This is a genomic window from Chondromyces apiculatus DSM 436, from assembly GCF_000601485.1.
GTDB lineage: Bacteria > Myxococcota_A > Polyangia > Polyangiales > Polyangiaceae > Chondromyces > Chondromyces apiculatus.
The window spans coordinates 13231-31004 of record NZ_ASRX01000085.1 but is presented as its reverse complement, the minus strand read 5'-3'; the positions used below and the strand labels follow the sequence as shown (position 1 = coordinate 31004).

General features: G+C 70.3%; 12 protein-coding genes. 5 read left to right on the top strand and 7 right to left on the bottom strand.

Annotated elements, in window-relative coordinates:
* Nucleotides 1–43: 43 nt before the first annotated feature.
* Nucleotides 44–1459 carry an inorganic phosphate transporter gene (locus CAP_RS37090; protein ID WP_044249713.1) on the top strand — a complete coding sequence of 472 codons (1416 nt, stop codon included), beginning with the start codon at nt 44–46 and terminating at the stop codon, nt 1457–1459.
* Nucleotides 1460–1484: 25 nt separating this feature from the next.
* Here CAP_RS37090 and CAP_RS37085 read toward each other — a convergent pair whose 3' ends face one another.
* From CAP_RS37085 to CAP_RS37075, 3 genes are all read right to left on the bottom strand, one after another.
* Nucleotides 1485–2531, bottom strand: coding sequence for a hypothetical protein (locus tag CAP_RS37085; protein WP_156041485.1), 1047 nt, complete (start codon nt 2529–2531; stop codon nt 1485–1487).
* Nucleotides 2532–2707: 176 nt separating this feature from the next.
* Entirely contained in the window at nt 2708–3553 is an 846-nt protein-coding gene (locus CAP_RS37080) for a PPK2 family polyphosphate kinase (protein WP_044249707.1), read from the bottom strand.
* A 53-nt stretch (nt 3554–3606) separates the two neighbouring features.
* Complete coding sequence (locus CAP_RS37075) at nt 3607–4071, bottom strand: DUF2383 domain-containing protein (protein WP_052376657.1); 465 nt, start codon at nt 4069–4071, stop codon at nt 3607–3609.
* 272 nt (nt 4072–4343) lie between these two features.
* On the opposite strand from CAP_RS37075, the gene CAP_RS46410 reads away from it, so the two are divergent.
* Nucleotides 4344–5864, top strand: a complete 1521-nt coding sequence (locus CAP_RS46410; protein WP_052376656.1) for a serine/threonine protein kinase — start codon at nt 4344–4346, stop codon at nt 5862–5864.
* Nucleotides 5865–5936: 72 nt separating this feature from the next.
* Entirely contained in the window at nt 5937–6776 is an 840-nt protein-coding gene (locus CAP_RS37065; RefSeq protein WP_052376655.1) for a phosphodiester glycosidase family protein, read from the top strand.
* A gap of 51 nt (nt 6777–6827) precedes the next feature.
* On the opposite strand, the gene CAP_RS37060 is transcribed toward CAP_RS37065, so the two are convergent.
* From CAP_RS37060 to CAP_RS55390, 4 genes are all read right to left on the bottom strand, one after another.
* A complete protein-coding gene (locus tag CAP_RS37060; RefSeq protein ID WP_044249703.1) occupies nt 6828–8387 on the bottom strand; it encodes a tannase/feruloyl esterase family alpha/beta hydrolase in 1560 nt (519 codons plus the stop codon).
* 108 nt (nt 8388–8495) lie between these two features.
* Nucleotides 8496–10622 carry an ABC transporter permease subunit/CPBP intramembrane protease gene (locus CAP_RS37055; RefSeq protein ID WP_231511925.1) on the bottom strand — a complete coding sequence of 709 codons (2127 nt, stop codon included), beginning with the start codon at nt 10620–10622 and terminating at the stop codon, nt 8496–8498.
* Nucleotides 10619–11479, bottom strand: a complete 861-nt coding sequence (locus CAP_RS37050; protein ID WP_231511924.1) for an ABC transporter ATP-binding protein — start codon at nt 11477–11479, stop codon at nt 10619–10621. Before CAP_RS37050 ends, CAP_RS37055 begins: the two co-directional genes overlap by 4 nt.
* 138 nt (nt 11480–11617) lie before the next feature.
* Nucleotides 11618–15259 (bottom strand): chemotaxis protein CheB, encoded by a 3642-nt coding sequence (locus CAP_RS55390; protein WP_052376653.1) that lies wholly within the window; start codon nt 15257–15259, stop codon nt 11618–11620.
* A gap of 140 nt (nt 15260–15399) precedes the next feature.
* Here CAP_RS55390 and CAP_RS37040 point away from each other — a divergent pair, with 140 nt between their 5' ends.
* Both CAP_RS37040 and CAP_RS37035 read left to right on the top strand, forming a co-directional pair.
* The gene (locus CAP_RS37040) at nt 15400–17097 is read left to right on the top strand and encodes a hypothetical protein (RefSeq protein ID WP_052376652.1); all 1698 of its coding nucleotides are present in this window, start codon (nt 15400–15402) and stop codon (nt 17095–17097) included.
* Entirely contained in the window at nt 17094–17762 is a 669-nt protein-coding gene (locus CAP_RS37035) for a hypothetical protein (RefSeq protein ID WP_044249702.1), read from the top strand. The genes CAP_RS37040 and CAP_RS37035 overlap by 4 nt, the downstream gene beginning before the upstream one ends.
* The last annotated feature ends 12 nt before the right edge of the window (nt 17763–17774 follow it).

Sequence of the window (17774 nt, the reverse complement as noted above, 5' to 3'; positions counted from 1 at the left end):
CCGACACACTCTTGCGGCCGTTGCCTTCTACGGTAGCGCGCGCATGGAAGCTCTCTTCGATCCGTCGCTGGGCGCGACGAACCAGATCCTGGTCTTCGTCTGCCTGGCCATCGCCCTCGGCTTCGAGTTCGTCAACGGCTTCCACGACACCGCCAACGCCGTCGCCACCGTCATCTACACCAACGCCCTGCGCGCCCCCGTCGCGGTGGTCCTCTCGGGCATCTGCAACTTCATCGGCGTCTTCGTGGGCGGCATCGCCGTCGCCATCGGCATCATCCAGCTCCTCCCGGTGGAGCTGCTCGTCTCCAAGGGCGTCGGCGCTGGCCTCGCCATGGTCCTCGCCCTCCTCCTCTCGGCCATCACCTGGAACCTCGGCACCTGGTACTTCGGCCTGCCCGCGTCGAGCTCCCACACCCTCATCGGCGCCATCCTCGGCGTCGGCATCGCCAACTCCCTCACCCCCGGCCACACCTTCGGCGACGGCGTGCGGTGGAGCAAGGCCGGCGAGATCGGCCTCTCCCTCCTCGTCTCACCCCTCATGGGCTTCACCCTCGCGGCGCTGCTCATGCTCCTCATCAAGCGCTTCGCCCGCGACAAGGCCATCCTCGCGCGACCTCCCAAGGACACCCCTCCCCCGCGCGGCATCCGCGCCTTGCTCATCGCCACCTGCTGCGGCGTCAGCTTCGCCCACGGCTCCAACGACGGCCAGAAGGGCGTCGGCCTGGTGATGCTCATCCTCATCGGCCTCGTCCCCGCCAGCTTCGCCGTCAACGTCACCGCCGGCCCCGAGCAGATGACCCTCGCGGCCGAGGCCACCCGCAACGTCACCACCATCGTCCGCGAGCACCACGACGCCCGGAGCGCCGGCAAGGTCACCGAGGTCCTCGCCGAGCTCGGGCGCGTCAGCCGCATCCTCGAAAGCAGCCGCACCACCGCCGACATCCCCCGCGACGACCGCTTCCGCGTCCGCCAGCAGATCCTCCTCGCCGACCGCGCCATCGAAGACATGGTCCGCAAGGGCGACCTCGGCCTCACCTCCGACGAACAGAAGCAGCTCACCAGGCAGCGCAAGCAGATGAAGTCGCTCACCGACTACGCGCCGAACTGGGTCCTCTTCGTCATCGCCCTCGCCCTCGGCATCGGCACCATGGTTGGCTGGAAGCGCATCGTGGTCACCGTCGGCGAGAAGATCGGAAAGTCCCACCTCACCTACGCGCAGGGCGCCTCGGCCGAACTCGTCGCCGCCACCATGATCGGCTTCTCCTCGATCATCGGCCTGCCGGTGAGCACCACCCACGTGCTCTCCTCCGGCGTCGCCGGCACCATGGTCGCCCAGCGCTCCGGCCTTCAGCGCTCCACGGTGCGCAACATCGGCCTCGCCTGGGTGATGACCCTCCCCGCCTCGATGACCCTCTCGGCCATCTTCTTCCTGATCTTCCGCGCCCTCTTCGGCGCCTGAGCCCCGGCGCGCCCCCCCAGCAGCCTCACTTCTTCTCGGTCGACTTCTCCGGATACGCCAGCGCGAGCGACAGGAGCAGGTTGTTCTGCGCCTGCAGCTTGTCGACCAGAAGCGGCTCCCGCACCAGGCGCAGCTCGTAGTCGATGCTCGCCCACTCCACGAGCTTGAAGGACAGGGTCCCCACCAGGGCGAGGTTCGCCAGCTCGAACGCCCCCCGGTCCTCCGTCGTCGGCAGCGCCGAGTAGGCCAGCGGGATCAGCACCTCGCCCATCAGCCGGTACGACACTCCCTTCTCCGGCAGCGTGCCCCACAGCTCAATCGAGGCCTCCGCACCGATCTGGTACGCATCGCTCAGCTCCTGCACCTCGACCGCCGGCGTCGCCGCGTCGTCCGAGAGCGCGAGCTGCCCTCGCGCAAACGACTGCCGCGCCCCGACGCCAGCGCGCCCCTCCATGCTGAATGCCTCCGAGGTCACCGGCTGCGCGAACGGCCCAATCGACTCCTTCAGCGTCAGCGGTCGGAAAGGATCGGTCATCGTGAGCCGCTGCGTCTCCACCCTGTCCACCGTGCCGTCCACCCGCTGGATGAGGTACGCCGTCTCCACCGGCCTCACGTCCGCGCCGCGGAACATCGTGGTGCTCGCCGCGACCCGCACGAAGGGTCCGAACCACGGCAGCGCGTGGTACAGCAGCGTGGAGTCGGCGTTGGCGAAATCCCGCGCCTTCACCATCTCGTCGATGAGCGGCGTGCGCGCCATCCCACCCGCGACGCCGATCACCGTGCGCCACTCCCACGGCCCCTTGTTGTAGAGGAGCGTGCTGTCCAGCTTGAACCCGAACAGGAAGCTCATCCCGTCGGTCTGCCCGAGCACGCTCCGGTTGTCGCTGATGCTGAGCTGACCGCCGACGTTGAGCAGCCCGCTCAGGCCTTCTTTCCGGTCACTCGGCTTCTCCGTCAGGTACTCGTGCTTCGGAGCTTCGAGCTTCTTGGGCAGGTCCTGGGCTGCCGCGGGCAGCGCCATCAGGGCGGTGGCCAGCGCGCCTGCAGCGCCGGCAAACGGATGGTGTCGCATGGTCTCCTTCGTAGCGTGGATCGTCGGCTCTTGGAGGGCCGGCTCGTGAATGCCTGGCGCGATGGCAACCCCCATGCCGCGCAGGCCTCCCCGCACTTTCCGCGCCCTGGACGCCCTCGTCCTCCGGCGCTGCAGCCTCCTGGCCTCACTCCCTGAGGCGCCGAGGCATCACCCCTTCAGTCCTCCTCGCGGCCCCCGTGCCCCCGCCGGTGCTCCGCGAGCGCGCGCCGCCCCTCGGCTCCGTCCGCGTCGAGCTTGTCGAGCCATGCCTGCTTGTAAGGCCGCATCGCCGCCGTCACCGCCTCGGCGATCACCAGGTTGCGGTACCACTTGGAGTCTGCCGGCACCACGTACCAGGGCGCGTGCCGCGCCGAGCACTTCTCGATCACCGACTCGTACGCGTCGGTGTAGTCGTCCCAGTGCTCCCGCTCCTTCCAGTCGTTCACGTTGAGCTTCCACGCCGTCGACGGATCGCGCTCGCGCTCGAGGAGACGCTTCTCCTGCTCCTTCTTGCTGATGTGCAGGAAGAACTTGAGCACGATGGTCCCGTGCTCCGCGAGCAGCTCCTCGAAGTCGCTGATGTGCCCGTAGCGGGCCTTCCACAGCGGCTTGGGCACCAGATCGTGCACCCGCGCCACGAGCACGTCCTCGTAGTGCGAGCGGTTGAAGATGGCGAACTCCCCCCGCCGCGGCGCATGCCGGTGCACGCGCCACAGGAAGTCGTGCTCTCGCTCCTCCGTGGTCGGCACCCCGAAGGACACCACGTTCACGCCGCGCGGATTGAGCGCGCCGACCACGTGCTTGATCGAGCCGTCTTTCCCGGCCGCGTCCCTACCCTGGAGGACGACGAGCACGCTGTTCAACCGCGCGCCCCACATCAGCTCTTGCAGGCGGAACATCTCCTGGTTGAGCGACTCGAAGCGGTTCGCCGCTTCCTCCTTGGTCACCCCGTCCGGTGGATCCGTGGAGATGTCGGAAAGGCGCACCTTGCGCCCTGATTCATCGAATCTTGCTGCGGGCATGCCCGACATCTACGGCAGCCAGTCGCGCACGGCCACGGGAAACGCACGTCCCCTCACAGGCGTAGCTGACTGGCCCTCGCGTCCAGGCGATCGACGATCCAGGTGTGATGTCGGTGTTCCGTGGCGAGGTGCCGACGCATCACTGTCCGGACCGGCTGCGGCAGGTGGGGCCGTGCCGCGATCCGCGCGTGGAGCCGCTCGGACTCCGCCTCGTTCACCTTCATCGCCTCGAGCACTTTTCTGTCGCCGAACAGGGCGACGATCACCACCTTCCCCCGCTTGAGCATCTGCTTGAGATCACTCGCCCCTGCCGGCTCACCGCCAAGCTGGCGCACCAGGGCGCAGAGTTCGCTGACCTGACGCACGTGGTCTTCCAGGAACCCCTCGATACGGGCGCGATCCCGGCTCTCGGCGACCCGACCGACGGCTGCTTCGTAGGCCTCGATGGCCTCGTACTCGAGTTCGATGAGCTCGTTCAGCAGATCGAGGACGGTCTTGTCGCTCCTCATGATGGCCATGTTCGAAACTCCTCTGCTTACCAAGGGCAAAGCCGGTGCCGGCTGCGATGCGTGACGTTCCCGCGCAGCATTCAGACTCGGTGAAGACCCGCCGCCCCAGACACCCCTCAGCCGAGAAAGCCCGGCGAATTTGCACGATCGCGCCGGTGAGCCAGAGTGGCGGGTAAGTCTGCCGCACCCGCGCGCGTTCGGGCGCGCGTGCCGGACAGCACCTGCCGAGCCCCGAGGCTTCACGCCAGGCTGGCGAGCAGTTACCCTGCCCACGAGGACGCATGGCGAAGGAGCAGAACCTCCACGAGGGAACGGTCGTTGCGGGACGTTACCGCATCGAACGGGCGCTCGGCGAAGGGGGCATGTCGACCGTCTACGCGGTCCGGCACGTCCACACGGGCGAACTCCTGGCCATGAAGCTCCTGCGCGCAGCAGCGACGAACGACCTCCGTTCCGTCGAGCTGTTCCGGCGCGAGATGCGGGCCCCCGCGCAGATTGAGAGCGAGCACGTGGTGCGTGTCACCGACGCCGACGTGGCGCCGGAGCTCGGCAACGCCCCCTTCCTGATCATGGAGCTGCTCCGCGGGCAGGACCTGGAGCGGGAGGTGCGGGAACGCGGCGCCATCCCTGCCCCCGAGGTCCTTCTCTACCTGACCCAGGCCGCGCGGGCCCTGGACAAGGCTCACAAGCTCGGGATCATCCACCGCGATCTGAAGCCCGAGAACCTCTACCTGAGCCGCCGCGAAGACGGCACGCCCTGGATCAAGATCCTCGACTTCGGGATCGCCAAGATCGACCCCAACGTGGCCACCGAAGGCACGGGTGGCATCGGCACGACCGCTGCTGGCGAGGTGTTCGGCACGCCGCTCTACATGGCTCCCGAACAGGCGCGTGGACAGAACGACGAGGTGGGCCCCTGGACCGACATCTGGGCCGTCGGCGTCATCGCGCACAAGCTCCTCACCGGGAAAGACGCCTGGCAGCCCCGGTCCCTCGCGCACCTCGTGTCGCTCGTGGCTTACGAGCCCATCTCGACCCCGAGCAGCCGCGGCGTAGATCTCGGCGGAGGCTTCGATGAGTGGTTCCTGCGTTGCTGTTCGCGCGAGTCCGATCTTCGGTTCGCGACGGCCGGGGAGGCCGTGACAGCGCTGTCCACTGCGCTCGGCGTGAAGGCCGCCGACCCCACGGCCCTGATCCGCGAGCCCCCCCCTGCGCTGCCGGAGCCCTCGGAGGACGCGCGGCGCGAGGCGCTCGGAGGCAGCCGCGAGCTGCACCCCTCCTCGTCTCCCTTGAGCCGTACGGAGTCCGAGCAGCCGGTGCGCACGGGCGCATGGATCGCGGGGGCGCTGTTCGCGGTGATGCTAGGAGCCGGAGGTCTGTTCCTGGCGACGCGCTCCGGGAGCGCGCGGGTGACCGCTCCCGCGCTGCCCGGAGTGCACCTGGCGGCGTCCGCGGCTGCACAGTCGGGAGCCGAAGCTGCAGCGGCCGGCGCGCCCAGGCTCACCGAGGAGGCCCCCCTCCTCATCCGGCAGCCCGAGGTGCTGTCGATCGGAACGGCCATGCCAGCAGCGTCACCTGCCTCGGTGACCGTGGACGTCCCCGCGGAGAACGGCCAGGCCGTGGATGGTCAGTCCGTGTCCACGAAGGCGCCTGTGCGCGTGACCTCCGAGGCCCCTGCGGCGAAGGTCACGCCTGCCGGAACGGCGGGTGTGAGCACGGTGGCTGGCAGCGGGAACGGCGCCGGTGGACGGCGAAAGCCCCCGCGCAAGAAGTCGGACCCCAGGCTCGACATCCGGGACTGACCTCTGTCACCGCGTGCCCGTCGCCTGCTTCGCCGCGCGCTCCGGGTCACTGCCTGGGTCGTCGCGGCGCTCGTGGTCCTGACCGGCGTCCTCTACTTCGCCTGGACGCACCGGATCCGACCCGACGACGCGCAGCGCCCGCTGTTCCAGGGCGTCCTCTACGCGCGGGAGGTCGAGGACACACCGTGGCCAACCATCGCGCACGTGGTGACCGTCGACCTCGCGTCCCCGGGCATCGACTTCCTGGTCACCCCGGGAGATCCCGTCAAAGATCTCCCGCTCATCGGCCGCACCACGTCCGCATTCCTCGCCGAGTTCAAGGTCCAGATCGCGATCAACGGCGACTTCTTCGACCCGTGGTGGTCCAGCTCCCCCTGGGACTACTACCCCCGCCCGGGCGACCCCGTGTCCGTGGACGGCGAAGCCGCCTCGGGAGGCGTGGTGTACTCGCGCAAGCACCGCAACCCACGTCCGCGCACGCTCTACCTGAGCCACGACCGCAAGGCCGCCTTCGACACGCCCCCTGGAGAGCCCTTCGACGCCATCTCCGGCATCACCTTGCTGGAGGGCGGCGCGCCCCGCGTCGCCGACACCGCCTTCGCCAGGAACCGCCACCCGCGCAGCGCCGTGGCCCTGGACCGCGCGCGACGGAAGCTCCTGCTCGTCGCCGTGGACGGGCGCCAGCCCAGCTACAGCGAAGGCATGGGCCTCTCCGACCTCGTCGCCCTCATCCAGCGGCACGGCGGCCACGACGCCGCCCTCTTCGACGGAGGCGGCTCCACCGCCCTGGTCATCGCTGGGAAGGACCGCACCCCCGAGGTGCTCAACATGCCCATCCACACCCGCATCCCTGGACGGGAGCGGCCCGTGGCGAATCACCTCGGCATCTTCGCAGCCCCCCTCGGCCAGTGAGCCACCGACGAAGGCACGCCTCCGTCGATGGCCAGAGGCCCACACCCGACGTCACGGATCGACGCAGGTGAAGCTCTCGGCGGCGTTCGGATCCCCGCTGCCATCGTAGCGCGGGAACGCCGGGTACTTGCACAGCGGGCGGCGCATCGTCACCTCACCGCTCTCTGCGATCTTCTCCGCGACGAGCCCCTGGGCCGAGGGAAGCTGCTCCTTCTCCACCCAGGCATCGACGGCCGCGAGCAGATCGTCCGTATCGGCCCCGCTCCCCCCACCGCAGTGCTGCACACCGGGCTGCAGGAAGAACTCCATGGAAGCATCGCGGCTGGCCGCGCCACCCACCGCGCCCGCGACCGCGTCGAAGTAGTCGATGGAGCTCTTGTAGCTGATGGCCCAGTCCGTGGTGCCGTGCGCCATGACCAGCTTCCCTCCCCGCGAGAAGTACGCCCCGAGATCCGGCGCCGCGTCGAGCTGCGCGGCCGCCGCATCGATGCGGGCCTCATGCTCCTCCGGCACGAAGGACGCGACCTCGTACGCGGGGTCCTCCAGCAGCCAGTACTTCACCAGTCCCTCGGCGAGCGCGAGCTGGAACGAGGGCTCCTCCGCGTTCGTCCCCAGCCAGAACGCCCACCCGACCGGATCGCTCTCCCCGCCCGGACCCCAGCCCGGGTACACGTCGCGCGAGCCGATCATGGTGGGCCCGTAGACCGCGCTCACGGTCTCCACCTGAGCATCCGTCAGGCAGCCTTCGCCGTTGCCCCCGGCGGCGCAGCGGAGCGTCTCGGGGTCGAAGGTGCACGCAGAGACGTCGCTGACAGTACCGTCTTCGAGCCCGTCGAGCGCGTCGCACTCGGCGAGCACGGCGTCCGTGAGCGTCTTCAGCGCCGCCGCGTCGAGCGCACCGCCCGGCGTCCAGTGGGTGTGCCTGGCGTTGTTGACGAAGGCCATGATGAGGTGGGTGAAATCGTAGGCAGGCGCGCGGGAGACGATCCCGTCGTAGTCCTCGGGGTAGTGCACGGCCTGCATCAGCGCCTCGCGGCCGCCGTTCGAGCACCCCTCGAAGTAGCTACGCGCCGGCGCCTCCCCGTAGTGCGTCTGCACGATCTGCTTCACCACCTCCAGCGTCCTGTGGCTCGACCGGTAGGCGAAGTCTTCCCGCGCCTCGGGGTTGTTCAGCGCGAACGAGGCATCGCCCGCCGCAGCCTCCGGATCGGCCTCGTGACCGCCATTGGAGAACACCCTCACGTACCCGCCGCTGTTGGCGGAGGGCGAGTAGAGCACCGGGTAGATGAACCCATCGAAGCCCCCGCCGCCCCCGAACACCAGCTTCTTGTTCCACTGCTCCGGCAGGTGGGCCTCGAAGCGCAGCGAGGTGCGAATGAGCCCCGTCACCCGACAGGTCGCGCCACCACCGTCCGCGGCCTCCACCGTCTCCGCCGCCTCCACGGTCCCCTCGCCGAAGGTCTTGCCCTGCAGCGCGCTGCACGCATTGGTCTCCCCGGCAGGACCAGGTTCGTCCGTGCCGCCGCACCCGGAGGCGAGCAAGGCGGCCGTGCTCACCACCAGGGCGCGACCGAGGAAGCCAAGGCACAGAGAAGAATGTCGTGTGTTCATGCGATGCATGTAGCGCCACCCTGATGCCGATGCACGCTGCCGCCAGGCGCGGACGACGCAGACGTTCCGGGGTGCGTCACTGAACCAGGAGGTGGGCCGCGCTTCCCCTCACGTCGTGGTGAGCGTCGGCCTCGGCTCCGGGTCGCCCGCACTGCGGAGGAGCGCGATCCCCGCCGCGTACACCGCGAGCCCTGCGAAGGCCATGGACCAAGGCACCTGCTCCGTGGACGCCGCCACCTCCGGCGCGAAGTACAGCAGGCTCGCCGCGAGCCCATTGTTCAGCACGTGGATCAGCATCCCCGCCCCGATGGATCCCGTCCGGTAGCGCGCGTACCCCATGGACAGACCGAGAAAGAGCGTCGGCAGCAGCCGGTAGAGCGAGCCGTGGGCCAGCCCGAACACCAGCGACGAGCCCACGATGGCAATCACCGGCCCGAGCCGGCGCAGCCCCGAGAAGAGCAGCCCCCGGAAGAGCAGCTCCTCGCAGACGGCGGGCATCACCGCGGTCAGCAGCAGCACCAGCGGCAGCGGCGCGCCGTCGAGCAGCACCATCTTGCCCAGCTCCTTCGCGAGCTCCGGGGGCGGCGGCAGGAACCTCACCAGGAACCCCGCCGCCACGACCCCCCCGGAGAGCCCGACGAGCAGCGCCCCGAGCGCCCCGCGCCAGGGGGGAAGCCGCAGCGCCAGCGTCTCCCGCGCGGAGAACCCGAACCCGAGCACGAGCACCAGCGTCGGCAAGAGGAACATCCCGAGCTGCGTCACCGCGAGCTGCTTCGCGACCCCCAGCTTCGCGACGGAGAGGCTCCCGTAATAGAACACCACCAGGATGATCCCGAGCGCCGTCATCGAGAAGGTGGCGCTCGGCACCCCACCCCCCCGACGTTCGAGCCCCAGCACCGCCCGCGCCCCCTCCTGCCCCCCGAGGAGGATCTGCTCCCGGGCGAAGACCCGGGCGGCGAGCAGCAGCGCGAGCGCCGCGTAGATGGCCGAGGAGACCAGCGTCCAGAAGATCAGCGCCGTCTTCACCTCCCCGAGGAACAGCGCCTTGATCAGCAGCGCGATGTTCAGCACCGGCACCAGCGACGTCCACGGGTCCAGCTCCAGGATGGGCAGCGACGCCACCCCCGCGAGCAGGGTGAGCGGCACCGTGGCCGGCATCAGCGCGTTCTGGCCGTCCTTGAAGTCGCGCGCGAAGACCGCGAGCGCGAGAAACAGCGCCGAGAACAGGAACGTCACCGGCACCAGCAGCCCGAAGGTCAGCAGAAAGACGCTCGGCGCCACCGACTCCACGTCCGGCAAGAGCCGCCGCACCGTGAACGCCAGGCTGATCACGTTCGCCAGCGCCGTGAGCACCGCGATGCACCACACCGCGAGGAACTTCCCCCAGATGATCTCCAGGGGCCGCACCGGAGCGCAGAGCAGCGTCTGCATGGTCCCCCGCTCCTTCTCGCCCGCCGTCAGGTCGATGGCCGGAAGAAACGCCCCCAGCAGGGACATCAGAAGCAGCATCATCGGCATCATCGACCCGAGGAGCTGCCCCACCCGGCGCTGCTCCGGAGCCGCGTTGCGGAAGAGCGCCTCGATGGGCGTCGAGAACCCCTCCGGGACCTTGTGGTTCACCTCCCGCTCGGTGCGGATCACCTTGCGCGCGCGGGTGATCGCCCGGTCGAGCCGACCCCGGGCCGTCGTCGAGTCCGGCCTCACCGAGTCGTAGTAGATCGACACCTGCCCCTGCCGATCCTGCTCGATGGCCGGCGCGAAATCGCTCCACGCCACGAGCACCGCGTCCACCTCGCGCCGCCCGAGCGCCGCCCTCGCCGCGAGCAGGACCTCGTTGTCGGGCTCGCTCCACCCCGCGGTGATCTGGGAGGCCTTCCCCTTCTCGATCGCCTCCTCCTCGTCGACCGGATCCGGGAAGGGCGGCGGCGCCAGCGACCCCTCGGTGAGCTTCTGCCGCACCTCCTCGGGAGCGCCCGCCCACGGATGGACCTCCACCCGCTCCGCCTCACCCAGGACGCGCTCGAACGACGCCGGCAGCCGCCCCCACACGGCGACCACCGAGGGCCGCGCCGCCCGCGCCGCCGACTCATCCCCGAGGAGCTTGCTCACCCCGATCGCGAAGATCGGGTAGAGGATCACCGGCAGCAGGACGAGACGCATCAGCGTCCTCCTGTCCCGGAGCGTCTCCAGCAGCTCCTTGCCCAGGATCGTCCAGATGATGGCGAACCGCATCATCTCCCCTCCCCTGCCCCCTCCGCCGCCTTGCTCTGCGGCACGGCCGGCGCTGCCGACGCTGCCGATACCTGACACCGCTCCACGAGGTGCAGGAAGGCGTCCGTGAGGTTCTTCTCCCCCGTGTGCTCCAGCAGCTCGGCCAGGGTCCCTTGGTCGATCACCCGCCCCTCGTGCACCAGCACGATCCGGTCGCACAGGTACTCCGCCTCGCTCATCACGTGCGTCGACAGCAGGATGGCCCGCCCCGCCGCCCGCTCCCGGCGGATGGACTCCACGATGAAGCGCCCGCTCAGCACGTCGAGCGCGTTGGTCGGCTCGTCGAGGATGAGCAGCTCCGGCTCGTGGAGGAATGCGCGCGCGATGTTGGCCCGCTGGCGCTGCCCCGTGGAGAGCGTGCCGCACGGCCGCGCCGCGAACTCGGTCATCTCCAGATCGCGCACCAGCACCTCGATGCGCCGCTCCAGGCGGTCCGCCTCCATGCTGTAGAGGCGCCCGAAGTAGCGCAGCACCTCGCGCGGAGAGAGGCGCTGATAGAGCTGGGTGTCCCCGGAGAGGAACCCGATGCGCTGCTTCGCCTCCAGCGGTCTCTCCGCGACGTCCACCCCGCCCACGCGCACGCGCCCCTCCGTGGGAGGCAGGATCCCCGCGAGCACCCGCAGCGTCGTCGTCTTGCCGGCCCCGTTCGGGCCGAGCAGCCCCACCACCTCGCCGGCGCGGACGGTGATGTCGATGCCGTTCACCGCCGTGACCTTCCCGAACCGCTTCACCAGCCCCGTGGCCTCGAGCACCGCAGCCGGCGCGCCCTCCGCCAGAGCCTCCACCGAAGCGCTCACCGAAGCGTCGACCGGAGCGCTCACGCGCGGGTCTTCCTCGCCCCGAGGGCCGCCAGGATCATCATGGTCGCCTCGTTGGTAGCACGGAGCCGGCGAACGCCGGAAGGTTCCAGCGCGGCCCCCAGCCTGGCCGCGATCGGGGCCGGGGCGCGCCTCTCGCGGTCAGGTTGCCTCTGGCAGATCGATGTAGAATGTAGTGCCGAGGTGCGGGTTCGGGTGGAACCCGATGCGCCCCCCCATGGCCTCCACGATGGCCTTCGCGAGCGCCAGACCGAGCCCCGCGCCCCCCCGCTGACGCGCCTCGCGCCCCTCGCGCCCCTCGCGCCCCTCGCGCACGTCGCGCCCCCCCATCTGCGCGAACTTCTCGAACACCCGCCCGCGCAGCGACTCCGGAATGCCCCGCCCCCGATCGGAGACGCCGATCCGGATCATGCCTCCCTCGTGGCGCGAGACCTCCACCCGCACCTCGTCTCCTGGCGGCGAGAACTTCGCAGCGTTCACGAGCAGGCTCTCCACCGCCTGCCCCAGCCGCTCCCCATCCACCCGCGCCATCGCCCCCCGCATCGGCTCCACCAGCCGGAACGTCACCCCGTACTCGCGGGCCAGCTCCTCACCGAGCAGCAGCGCCTGCTCGAGGATGGGCGCGATCTCCTGCGTCTCGGCCGTGAACCCGGGCCGCCCGGACTCGAGCCGCTCCAGATCGAGGATATCGCTGACCAGCCGCGACACCCGCTCCGCGCTCTCCAGCGCGTTCTCGACCAGCTCCCGGGTGCGCGGCCCGATCTCCCCCGCCACCCCGCCCGCCACGAGCCCCAGCGACCCGCGGATGGATGTGAGCGGCATGCGCAGCTCGTGGCTCATCAGCGAGACAAACTCGCTCTTCACCTGCTCGATCTCCTTCCGCTCGGTGATGTCGGTGAGCTGCGTGCAGATCGCCCGTACCGCGCGGCCCTGGTCGTGGAGCGGGAAGCGCACCGCGAGATACCAGCGCGGCCTGCCGCCCACGGTCAGCAGATCCTCCGAGGTCACCGCCTGCCGCCGCCGCAGCACCTCCAGCTCCCGATCCCGGCACGTCGCGGCGAACCCCTCGGATAGCACCGCCTCGTCCGTCTTCCCCAGCACCGCCGCCGCCGCCAGCCCTGTGAGCGCCTCGAACCGAGCGTTCACGAACTCGTAGCGACCCACGGTGTCCTTCACCGTGATCACCGCCGTGGAGTTGTGCATCACCGCGAGGAGCCGCTCCTGGCTCTCCCGCAGATCGCGCTCCGCCATCACCAGCCTGGTGCTGTCCGAGAAGGTCAGCACCGCCCCCCGCACCGCCCGCGTCGCGGTGAGGTAGGGCGAGATCCGCACCTGGAACCACCGGCGCCCGTCGCCGATCTGCTCCTCGTGCGTCCGGCGTTCGCGGATCACGGAGGCCAGCTTGCCCGCCACGTCGTCCAGGGGCGGCTCGAACGCCACCTCGGTCACGCTGCGCAGCAGCGCCGCGGGTCGCAGCGTAAACGCGCGCGCCGCTGCCTCGTTGAAGCGCGTCACCCGCAGGTGCTCGTCCACTACCAGGATGGGGATCGCCGCGCTCGACTGGATGTTCTCCAGATCTGCGTTCGCCTCGGAGAGCTGGGCGGCCTTGACCTGCAGCTCCTCGTTGACGGTGGTCAGCTCCTCGTTCGAGCTCTCCAGCGCCTCGTTCAGCGACTGCAGTTCCTCGTTCGAGCTCTGCAGCTCCTCGTTCAGCGACTGCAGCTCCTCGTTCAGCGACTGCAGCTCCTCCACGAGCACCCGCATGTGCTCCCGGTTCTTGACGAGCTCCTCCTGCATCGCCTTGAACGCCGCCCCCTCCTGCTCGCCCGCGTCCTCATGCCCCACCTGTGCCGCCCACTCTCCCACAGGCTCGAAGCTCACCAGGAACAGCTCCTCGGCCCCGCCGCCTCCCCCTGCCGCAAGCCCGACGCCCTCTGGCGAGACGGGGTGAACCGCCACGCGCAGCGTATGCAACACCCCGGACACCAGCAGGGTCCGCGGCGCCCCGTGCACCGGCGCCTGCCGCTGACGCGCCCGGTGGATGAGCATCTGCACCTCGGCCCGCAGCTCCGGGCGCAGCGCCCGCACCACATTGTGGCTCGGGCGCCCCGAGGGGAACTCCAGCAGGCCGCCCACCTCCCCGTGCGCGTAATGGATGTCGAGCGTCCCGTCGACGAGCAGGCTGGGAGGCAGGTAGGCCCGCGCCGCCGCCGCGAGCAGCCGCTCCGCGGGGTGCCTGTCCCGCGACGCCCCCCCGGCCCGCCACGCGCGCGCCTCACGCACTACCCCGAACAACCCCAGCGACCGCAGCGAGGGCGCCACCTGCGCGTTGCTGCGCCGGAACAGCTTGCCCACCTTGTGGAGCGGCTCGAACAGCCCCTGGTGCGGCAGGATGCTCTCGCTCCTGCCCAGGAACAGCACCCCGCCCGGCGCGAGCGCGTAGTGGAACACCGAGAGCACCTGCGACTGCAGGGTCGGGTTGAAGTAGATGAGCACGTTGCGGCAGCTCACCAGATCCAGCCGCAGGAACGGCGGATCCTGCACCAGGTCCTGCCGCGCGAAGAGCACCATCTCCCGCACTGCCTTCGACACCTCCACGTGATCGCCGCGGACCATGAAGTACCGCGACACGATCTCCGGATCGACGTCGGCTACCGCCGCCGCCGGGTACAGCCCCCGGCGCGCCACCGAGAGCGCCTCCTCGTCGACGTCCGTCGCGAAGATCTGCACGCCGTGGTTCCTGACCCGCGGCCCGAGCAGGTCCGAGAGCAAGAACGCGATCGAGTACGCCTCCTCGCCCGTCGCGCACCCGGCGACCCACACCCGGATGTCGGCTCCCTCCGGCTTGCCGCGGACCACCTGCGCGAGCGCGTTCCGGAGCGCCGCGAAAGCCTCCCGATCCCGGAAGAACGAGGTCACCGAGATCAGGATGTCCTTGCTGAGCCGATCGATCTCCTCGGGCCGCTGCCTGGTGAGCGCCAGGTACTCGTCGAACGTGCGCACGCGGTTCGCCGCCATGCGCCGCGCGATCCGCCGCCACACCGTGGTCTCCTTGTAGCCGGAGAAGTCGATCTTCGTGCGCTGCCTCGTGCGCCCGAGCAGCATCTTCAAGCTTGGCGGCGCCTCCTCCCGCGGCAGGGTGATCGCCCCCCGCGAGCGGGCGAGGACCGTCAGCTCCCGCGCCATGTCCTCGGGCGAGAGCACGAAGTCCACGAGGTCGGTGTCGATCGCCGCCTGCGGCATCCCACTGTAGCGCGCCGTGCTCGGATCCTGCGCGAACGTGACCCCCCCAGCCGCCTTGATCGCCCGGATCCCGCTGGCCCCGTCCGACCCTGTCCCCGAGAGGACGATCCCCACTGCGTCCTCCCCCTTCTGCTCCGCGAGCGACGCGAAGAACGAGTTCACCGACGGCTTGGGCGATACCTCCCTCGCCGGCTCGACCAGGCGCAGACGGCCCTTCTGGTAGAGCAGGTTCCAGTTCGCCGGGGTGATGTAGACCGTGTTCGGCTCGGGGACGACCTGGTCCTCGATCTCCACGACCCGCATCGACGTCTCTCTGCCGATGAGCTGCGCCAGCAAGCTCCGATGCGTCGGCGACAGGTGCTGGACTACCACGTACGGGAGGTCGAGGTCGGAAGAGATGCTGGAGAAGAGTGCGCTCAGGCTCTCCAGCCCTCCCGCGGAAGCCCCGATGCCCACCAGAAACTCACGCACAGCCGTACCCCGCTCCTCCGGACGCATCCCCCCTTGCGGCGCCTCTTCCGCGTCGACGGTGTCGGCCATCGCTCCTCTCCAGCCTCGCTGCCGTACTTTCCAGCCGCTGCCCATCCTGGAGGCGGCAAGTCGAGAACGCAAGCCTGCCACCCCCCGCACGCCGCCCGCAGATTGCCGCGTCGAGCGCACGCCAGTACGTTGCACGCAGCATGATGGCCTCCTCGCGCGCCACGCTCACCGCAACGCTCCCCACCACGCTCATCGCAGCGCGCCCCACCGCGCCCGTCGCTCTCGCCGCCCGTCTCTGCCTCGGGTTGAGCGTATCCCTCCTCACCGCTGGCTGCGGCGACGACAGCGACGCCCCCGCCACCACGACCACCACGTCCTCCGAGCCTGACCCGACGCCTCGCTCCACGATCGTCGGCGCTCTCACCTACGAGCGCGTCCCTCACCTGCCGGGCGCCGACGGCCTCGACTACGCCGCCACCGCCCGCGCCCCCATCCGCGCCGCGCGCGTCGAGCTGCTCACCGAGGATGGCGCCCTCCTCGCAGAGACCGCGTCCGACGACGACGGCCATTACACCATCGACGTCCCCGAGCGCACCCGCGCCCGCATCCGCGTCTACGCCGAGTCCCTCTCCCCACCCATCGTCATCGAGGACAACACCGCCAGCGACGCCATCTACACCCTGGAGAGCGCCCTCCTCGACCTCGCAGACGAGGTGACCCTCGACCTCACCGCCACCACCGGCTGGGGTGGCGACACGTACACCGGCGTCCGCGCCGCTGCCCCCTTCGCCCTCCTCGACACCGCCCTCACCGCCTCGCGCCGCTTCATCGCGGCGGGCGCCAGCCCCACCGACTTCCCCCCGCTCCACATCAACTGGAGCCCCGACAACCGCCCCGAAGACGGCTCCATCCAGAGCGGCCGCATCGGCACCTCCCACTGGGACGACCAGGAGCTTTACATCCTCGGCGACGACGGCGTGGACACCGACGAGTTCGACACCCACGTCCTCGTCCACGAGTGGGGCCACTACTACGAATCGCGCCTCTCCCGCACCGACAGCCCTGGCGGCGGCCACGGCTACGGAGACCTGCTCGACCCCCGCGTCGCCCTCAGCGAAGGCTGGGGCAACGCCCTCAGCGCCATGATCCTCGACCCCGACACCACCTACCGCGACACCCAGGGCCCCGCCCAGGCCAGCGGCTTCTCCTGGGACGTCGACGCCAACGACACCAGCGCCGCCTCGTCCCCTGGCTGGTACTCCGAGACCACCATCGAAGCCGTCCTCCTCGACCTCTACGACGGCGCCACCGCTCCCCCCGAGCCCTTCGACACCGTCGCCCTCGGCCTCGGCGCCATTCACGAGGTGATGACCCAGGACCTCCGCCAGACCCCCGCCCTCACCACCCTCTTCTCCTTCATCGCCGCCCTCAAAGCCCGCCACCCCGGAGACGCCGCCGCCATCGACACCCTCGTCGCCCACCACCGCGCGGACAGCGGCAGCGACCAGCTCGGCATCGACCCCGTGCTCGACGTCTGGGGCACCGGCGAGACCCACAGCGGCGGCCTCCCCGGCACCCTCCCCGTCTACGTCGACGCCGCCCCTGGCGACACCCTCGCCCTCACCCTCGTCGGCGGCGCCGACTACAACGCCCTCGCCCAGAACCGCTACGTCCGCCTCAACGCCACCGGCCCCTCCCTGACCGTGCGCTCCAGCGCCACCCAGGACGTCGACCTCCTCGTCTACCAGCGCGGCGATCTCCTGGCCTTCGCCGTGACCGCCGACGGCAACGAGCTGGTCACCGTCGCAACCCAGCCCGGCGAGACCTACGTGATCAACGTCCAGGGCTACGGCATGAACCCCGGCACCTACCCCGTGTCGCTGGAGATCACCCCATGATCAGACCCGACCGAGACGAGACGCACCGGGACCCCTGCAACGACGCGCCCGCGGGCACTGCCAGCCTCAAGCCCCTGAAGGACCAGCCGATGAAGACCCTCCTCGTGGCCCTGTCCCTGCTCATGCTCGGCGGATGCGCCGCTGACAGCGCCCACGCCCCTGGCACCGCCCAGCAGCCGACGCCAGACGCCATCCAGGAAACCTCGCCCGTGCAGCCCCCGAGCACCGGCCACCAGCCGGACCCCGTGCCGCCGCCCCCTGACCCCCACGTCACCGCGAAGGTCCAGGCCCCTGTCGACATCACCGCGGAGCCCACCGCCAGCACCGCCTCCATCGCCATCCTCTTCCGCGCCGACGCGACCGACGTCACGGTCTCCGTCTGGGGCGCCGACGGCCTCGTGCTCCACGCCCCGCCCGCATCCACGCCCAACCCGGCCCGCACGGCCCGCGCTGGAGAGCGCGTCCCCCTCCAGGTGAGCTACACGCCCCCCGCGACCGCTGCGACCCTCGCCGTACAGGTGACCGGCACCTTCGGCGCCCGCCGCCTCTCCTCCGTCCGATCCTTCACCGTCGGCCGGGGCGACCCTCCCCCCGCCGCCACGGCTGCTGGAGAGCTCTCCACCGACAGCAAGGGCCGCCCCATCCGCGTCATGCGCCCACAATGACGGCCAGCGCGT